Source organism: Seohaeicola zhoushanensis (assembly GCF_014656415.1).
Taxonomy (GTDB): Bacteria; Pseudomonadota; Alphaproteobacteria; order Rhodobacterales; family Rhodobacteraceae; genus Seohaeicola_A; species Seohaeicola_A zhoushanensis.
In genome coordinates, this window is record NZ_BNCJ01000052.1 from 1 (window position 1) to 6,461 (window position 6,461).

Annotated in this window: 8 protein-coding genes; 5 read left to right on the plus strand and 3 right to left on the minus strand. The window is 61.3% G+C overall.

Annotated elements, in window-relative coordinates:
• Positions 1–190 precede the first annotated feature (190 nt).
• Positions 191–787: a hypothetical protein gene (locus IE266_RS26470; protein ID WP_189683142.1), complete on the minus strand. Its 597-nt coding sequence runs from the start codon at positions 785–787 to the stop codon at positions 191–193.
• A gap of 480 nt (positions 788–1,267) precedes the next feature.
• On the opposite strand from IE266_RS26470, the gene IE266_RS26475 reads away from it, so the two are divergent.
• Positions 1,268–1,591: a helix-turn-helix transcriptional regulator gene (locus IE266_RS26475; RefSeq protein WP_189683143.1), complete on the plus strand. Its 324-nt coding sequence runs from the start codon at positions 1,268–1,270 to the stop codon at positions 1,589–1,591.
• Entirely contained in the window at positions 1,581–2,876 is a 1,296-nt protein-coding gene (locus tag IE266_RS26480) for a type II toxin-antitoxin system HipA family toxin (protein WP_189683144.1), read from the plus strand. The genes IE266_RS26475 and IE266_RS26480 overlap by 11 nt, the downstream gene beginning before the upstream one ends.
• Positions 2,877–3,031: 155 nt before the next feature.
• On the opposite strand, the gene IE266_RS26485 is transcribed toward IE266_RS26480, so the two are convergent.
• Entirely contained in the window at positions 3,032–3,412 is a 381-nt protein-coding gene (locus tag IE266_RS26485) for a hypothetical protein (RefSeq protein ID WP_189683145.1), read from the minus strand.
• A gap of 362 nt (positions 3,413–3,774) precedes the next feature.
• On the opposite strand from IE266_RS26485, the gene IE266_RS26490 reads away from it, so the two are divergent.
• The 3 genes from IE266_RS26490 to IE266_RS26500 all read left to right on the plus strand — a co-directional run bounded on the left by IE266_RS26490 (position 3,775) and on the right by IE266_RS26500 (position 5,729).
• Positions 3,775–4,020 (plus strand): ribbon-helix-helix domain-containing protein, encoded by a 246-nt coding sequence (locus tag IE266_RS26490; protein WP_189683146.1) that lies wholly within the window; start codon positions 3,775–3,777, stop codon positions 4,018–4,020.
• On the plus strand, positions 4,020–4,352 hold the full coding sequence (locus tag IE266_RS26495; RefSeq protein ID WP_189683147.1) for a type II toxin-antitoxin system RelE/ParE family toxin: 333 nt from the start codon (positions 4,020–4,022) through the stop codon (positions 4,350–4,352). The genes IE266_RS26490 and IE266_RS26495 overlap by 1 nt, the downstream gene beginning before the upstream one ends.
• Before the next feature lie 372 nt (positions 4,353–4,724).
• Positions 4,725–5,729 (plus strand): hypothetical protein, encoded by a 1,005-nt coding sequence (locus tag IE266_RS26500; RefSeq protein WP_189683148.1) that lies wholly within the window; start codon positions 4,725–4,727, stop codon positions 5,727–5,729.
• Positions 5,730–5,805: 76 nt separating this feature from the next.
• On the opposite strand, the gene IE266_RS26505 is transcribed toward IE266_RS26500, so the two are convergent.
• Positions 5,806–6,461 (minus strand): hypothetical protein (locus IE266_RS26505; protein ID WP_189683149.1); only part of this gene is annotated, 656 nt, incomplete at its 5' end.

A 6,461-nucleotide genomic window follows, 5' to 3' on the forward strand; every position in this document is an offset into this window, starting at 1 on the left:
GCACCAAGACCCGTTATGCACTAAGACTGAAACCGGACCACTCGATCGGGGCAGGCCATGCGGCTAGAATGAACTCACTCAAGTCGATCCCGTTCGCCGCCGTGAAAGTCGGCTGAGTAAGGGCCCGGTTTTGGCGCGGGAGCCCTTCCTGGCGTGTGTAGCTCTGCCACTGGCCGAACTCACGCCGGAGCTACGAAACCCGTCGTAGGTCTGGCAGGTCGCCAAGTGGCCGCTCAGCCTTGTCGATCGGCGTAAAATGCGTCGCAATCGTAAATTTGGCCACTTCGATCTCGAAGTTGGTCATTCTTTCGCCCACAGGCACGGGCCAGGGCTCGCCTGCCTTGTGGGCTTCCAGATAGCGCTTTTCGAGGGCTGCGAAGCCATCGTCGTCCCCTTCGACAACGGCACACCAGGGCATCAGTGAATGCTTCTTGGCGATACCGATGCCCAATTCGTAGGCTGAAAGACAGATATCTTCTTCAGTGTACTTGATTTGGCCAAGATCTTCCTGGCCTGCGTAGCCAAACGACAGAATGGCATCCGATATGGCCTGTAGGTTGTCTTGCAGGCTCACATCGAACCCCCTGCCGAAGGTTTCTTGAAACCATGAAAGGCCACCGCCCTCGTTGAATACGGGGACATTCTGTCCGTCGCTTTCTATGGGATCCGCGCCAAACTTGCCATTCGAAATCAGGAACACCACGCAAGCGGCGACTTCGGCATTGGGGGCCTCAAAATAGATCTCCGCAATCGGATTGATCAGCTCGTAGTGTTGCGTATCTTGCACGATGTCCTCGATTTACTCTTTGGTTGCATTGTGGAACGCGAGTTCCACCGCAATCAACTATGGGGCCATATTTGTCACAAAGATGGCTTCCGAGGGGCATTCCGCTCAGGAGCGATACCCGGCTTCACCGAAGAGGCGCTCATTGTCCGTGCCCAATTGCCGTCTTGGCTGTCCCGCGTCTCGCGTCCGGACCCTCAGAGCCTAGCTCTACGTCGCGCCTTTGCGACGGAGATGAAGCCACCCTTATTGAGAGCCGGGCCGGAACATGGTGGGCGCCATTCCCAAGGTTCATCCTTTGCCAACGTGCAGCGACGGTGCGGGTTCTTTTGTGTTCATTATGATGGGCATCTCTTGCCATGATAGGCATCTCACTGAACAACCTCCCAGCCAGCCTTGACCTTCAGCAGGCAACGCAATATTGTTCACCATGTTGCTCAAAATGGCGCAAAATGCGTACTGCAATGAACAACAGGCTTCGATATGACCGATCGCGTTCAGTCTTCCCTGGTGCGCGCCGTACTTCAGACGCTCGGGGCCGAAATCACCCGTGGCCGAAAGCGCCGCGGCCTGTCGCAGGCAGATCTCGCCCTCCGCGTGGGATGCTCACGCAATACACTTCGGGCGATCGAGGAAGGCAGGCCGACGGTGGAAATCGGACTGTTCCTGGAAGCCGCGGCTCTGGTCGGTGTCCCGTTGATGGGCGGTGATCCCGCAACCATCCGGGATCGCGGCGCCCAGGCGCAGCGCGAGGTCGATCTCTTGCCTCAGCCTCGGACCCAGACGGATATCTTCGATGACTTCTGATGCCCTGATCCGCCCGGATCAGGTCTATGTCTGGATCTGGCTTCCTGGCGCCACAGACCCCGTGCCCTGTGGTGCCCTGAGGACTGTTTCAGGCCGTGCGGATTTCGCTTATGGCCGCCGATATCTCGAGCGGGACCGCGCGATCTCCATCTACGAAGACCTTCCACTGCGCGCCGGTGCTCAGCAGCCTCGCGTCGGTGAGCTGGCCAGTTCTCTGAGGGACGCCCTGCCCGACCGATGGGGGCGTCGTGTCCTTCTCCACGAATTGACCGGGCGGACTGGCCGCGACCTTGTCGAGGACGGTTTTGATGAGTCCGCCCTGATGATTGCGTCCGGATCAGATCGCATCGGCGCCCTGGATTTTCAGTCCTCGCCGGACACCTATGTTCCGAGGCGGGGCGGCGAGGCGACACTCGAAGAGCTTCAGCAGTTTGCGGACCTGGTGGCCAACGGAAAGCCCGTACCAAAGGCGCTGGATCGGGTGATCCTGCACGGAAGCTCGATCGGAGGGGCCCGCCCCAAGGCCTTGCTTGATGATCCAGCTGGCAATCGCAAACTCATCGCGAAGTTCTCCGCCACTGGGGATCTGATCTCCATGGTCAAGGCGGAGTTCTTGGCGATGCGACTTGCTCAACTGATCGGCCTCTCCGTTGCACCAGTCGCGCTTGAGAAGGTCGCCGGTCGCGATGTGATCCTGATCGAACGCTTTGACCGCAAGCCCGTGCCGGACGGCCAGACCGTTGCATTTGCCCGCAGCGCCATGGTCTCCGCTCTGACGGTCTGCGGGGAGACGGAGCTGTCGGCCCATCACATCGCCTATACGGAGATCGCAGAACGGTTGCGCAAATCCTCGCGCAACGTGGCGGCGGATCTACACGAGCTGTTCCGACGGATGGTCTTCAATGTCCTTGTCGGCAATACCGACGATCACGCCCGCAATCATGCCATGTTCTGGGACGGACACTTCCTGGATCTGACGCCGGGTTATGATATCGCACCGCAGCCGCGCGGCGGTCGAGAGGCAAACCAGGCGTTGAATATTTTTCCTGGAGACCGCAGGGCGCGGCTCGCTACCTGCCTACGGGCAGCACCGGAGTTTCTGCTCGATGCGACAGCCGCGCGCGCCGAGATCGACAGATTGATCGACCTGAGCGCCACGCATTGGTCCGAGGCCTGCGACGCGGCTGATCTCCCGATCGCCGAGCGGCGCTTCTTCGCCGGACGCCAGTTCTTCAATGCATATGCCTTCGAAGACTACGCCGCCACGCCCCTTCTGGAGGGCTAATCCGAGGCTGCGAGTGGCCCCCTGAGGGTGCGAGCAACCGACCGAATATGGGGCACCGTGACGACTTGGCGCTGATCCCTGCGGTCCGGTTGAACGCCCGGCGGTTTCGCGGGCTGGCGCAGGGGTGTCACGCCCGCGCCAGCCCGCGAAACCACCTACAAGTACCTTTGGGACCGGCCGATCGAGACGCAGTCAACACCGACAATATACCGGGCCATGGCTTCGAGCGCATTCGCGTCGCCCCAAGGGTCAGGACTGAAATCATAGCACCCCACATCATCTTCGAGGCTATCGACCTGGGCCCGGGTCACTTCCCGAACGGCTATGTGGTCGCGATCCGACGCGACGGCGAGAATACGCTCCGGCGACCGACGCGTTCCGCCATAGCCGAAGAATTCGAGATCAAACCGGGCGGGGCCGACCAGGATGCGGGACCAGCCGGGCTCCCAGGTCATGGGCGCGGTGATGCCGACCAACTTGGCCGCCAGGTTTTGTATCAGGTAGCGCTTGTCGCGCCGGGAGGTCTTGGTCTTCATGATTGACCCTTCATGGGTTGGGGTTGCAGGGGACCGCGCCGCATAGTCTCCTCTGGCTACATCGCGACGCCCAAGGGAGATGGCGCCAAAGCACGGGTGGCCAAAAACATTTCTTCGATGCAGGGTGAATGCGGGAGATCGCCCACGGACGAGACCTCACTTCGCATAGCTCCATCTCGCCCGATCAAAGTCGTCTCACACCCCGCTCTCGGTGACCGCGCCCCCCGTTCGGACGGGAAGCCGAGCAGTGGCAAAGACTTGCCTTTGCGGTGCCTTCCGCCTTGGCTCGTCGCGGGAACTTCAGTGTCCAGTCCAGAGCCTGCAACCTTGACAAATTTTGCCATAAGGCACATTTTGCCGCCATGGCCACCATGAACATCTCTCTACCCGACGACATGCGTTCCGCGGTTGATGCGCAGACCGAAGCTCGTGGCTACGGCACGTCCAGCGAGTACGTGCGTGACCTGATCCGACGTGATCTGGATCGGCAGGCGCTGCGCGCCCTACTTGACGAAGGCCGCGCCAGCGAACCGGGTGAGCCGATGACAAAACAGACATTTCAGAACCTGAGAAACAGAGCCGCCAGGATCGCCGGAAACGCGGTCTGATGGACGCGACAAGGCCCGTCGTCCCACGGCGCGCGGCCGGCAGGGATGTTGAAGAGATCGTCGATTACTTGGCACGCGAAGCCGGTCTCGACACAGCACTGCGCTTCATCGAAGCCTTCGAAGAGGCCTGTGACCATATCTCGACCAATCCCGCTGCAGGATCTCCCCGGTTCGGATGGGAGCTGGATCGGCCGGGCCTGAGGACCTGGCCGGTGAAGGGGTTCGGCTATCTCGCTTTCTACGCGGAAGGCCGCGACCACATCGACCTCTGGCGCGTCCTGCACATGGCTCGGGACTTCCCAACTTGGGTGCGGGACGAGTTGCTGGATTGAAATCGACCAGAGGTTCGGACGTCTCGGGGTAGAGCGATGGGGATGCCCTTTCCGATGGAAGTCTGGCGCCCCGGATCCGGCCGGAGGCCTGATCCCTCTCCTCGGCCTGCCCCAGCCAACCGCGTTCCAGACCAGGTGCGCCGGAATAGCATCCGCCTTGCCCGGCGTATTGCCGGAACAGGGCAGCGAAGCATGTAGATGGATCCGGGTCCATTCAGATCAGTGAGCGTTGACGGTCAGGGAGAGACGTCACCGCTCCGGATACAGCACTGACAAACTTTTCAAAAAAATCTTCACTGCCATCGCTTCCGCCGAAAATATTCGAACCGAGGTCATGGTCATCACCAACAGTCCATCGAAAGGACACCCAAGATGACCCAATCCACATTCGCAGACTTCTTCGGCATGAGCGGACACGACGCGGATCTGATCTCTCCGATTGCCATCGACTACGGATTGCCCTTCAGCGTGGTCGCCGAATCCGCCGCCGCAAATGTTCTTGTCCACGACGACCCGCGCGCGCATGCCACCGTCCTGAACCCCATGCCGAAGCTCTCTCTGAGTGATGTCCCGTTCGATGTCGTGGACCTTCTGGGTGCCCTTCAGCGCCAGCCAAACTCGACCCGTGATCGACGCATCAAACGTCTTGTCCGGCAGGTCCAGGTGCAAGACTGCAATAGCCGAACCTGCGCAAGCCTCGCCAGGAAACTGGAAGAGTTAATGCTGGATTGGGATTGGAGCAAGGACGTCCGAGTGGACCTTGCGCAGATGGTCGCGCGACTGACCGACATCGCCGTCTACATGGAATGGACCGAGCGGTGCAATGGCTTCTGCGCCGATATCGCCGACCGCTTGCTCTGGGATCCGCGCATCATTGCGGGAGGCTTCGCAAGGTTGGGCGTGCTCTCAGCCGACGATCCACGGATCTTGCTGCAAGAGACCGCGATGGAACCGTTCAGCTCCGTTCACGTGGGCGTGGCGGTGCTGGAGTTCCTCGGCGAGGCCGACAACATCATCGCCATGCTCGGCTCCCTTTCCGGATCACCCTACGATCGAGCAGCCCTGTCAGGACGGTTCTCCGCCGCAATGGCCAAGGCCATCGACGGATGTCTGCTGGACAGCCCGGACGGCCTCGCCCTTTTGATTGAGGCGGCACGATGTGCCGAGGGTGTCGGCATGAACATGCATCTGACCGGGGTTGGCAAGGATGAGACCCGCGATCGGTTTCTGGCGTTGGCGGCCTACGTCCTCCATGAATACTCACGGATCGCCTTCGATTTGCACCAAGGTCGCGGGGCCAAAGGCCGAAAGGCCCGGCTCACGACGCCGATTCAGCCCTTCAATATGGGCTGCGCACCGGGTCGTTGGCTGCATTGAGCCCCCTCAAGGGCTTCGACACCTTGCCCACACGTCACGCAGGCGCGTTCCGGAGCAGGTCCGGAACGCGCCTGGATCAAACGGTGTCGAAGGCCTCTGCCATCAACGCGTCGATCATGTCCTGCCCCCGTCTGCGCTGCGCCTGCGCGACGGACTCGGACTGGTAGGCATGGCGCGTGCGGGGATCGCGCTGCGCATTCATCGCCAGCGCCATCTCGACCTCGTCGGGTCCGAGCTGCCCAAGCTCCGAATGGATCCGCATCCGCGCGATATGGGCGCCGGTCCCCATGTGCTTGCGCCAGACGGCCGACGGGTAATCTCGCGACAGCTGCCTGCCGGAGATGTCCCGCAGCACGGGCAGCCCCTGCCCCAGAGCGTCCTGGCGGAAATGCTCCAGGTAGGCCTCATCCATGCCGCGGCAGACAAGGGCATCGAGGAACGGCGTCAGGCCTGGATGAAGTCGACCCCGGAGCGGCTCGCCCTCCTTGTGGGTGTCGATATCGACCTGGTAGCGCGCACCGTCGAAGGTGATGTCCCGCGCCCAGACCAATTGACCATCTTCCAGACGCAGCGGGATCAGTGTCCAGAACGCAATACAGAACGCCTCGTTGATCAGGCGAAGCTGCGACTGGCGGCGTCTTGTGGTGCGGCTCTCCTCCAGCAAGGCATGGGCAAGCCGCCAGGTCTCTCTGAGGTCCGGCAGCCTGTTGTATCGACCCGCCTTCAGCGGCA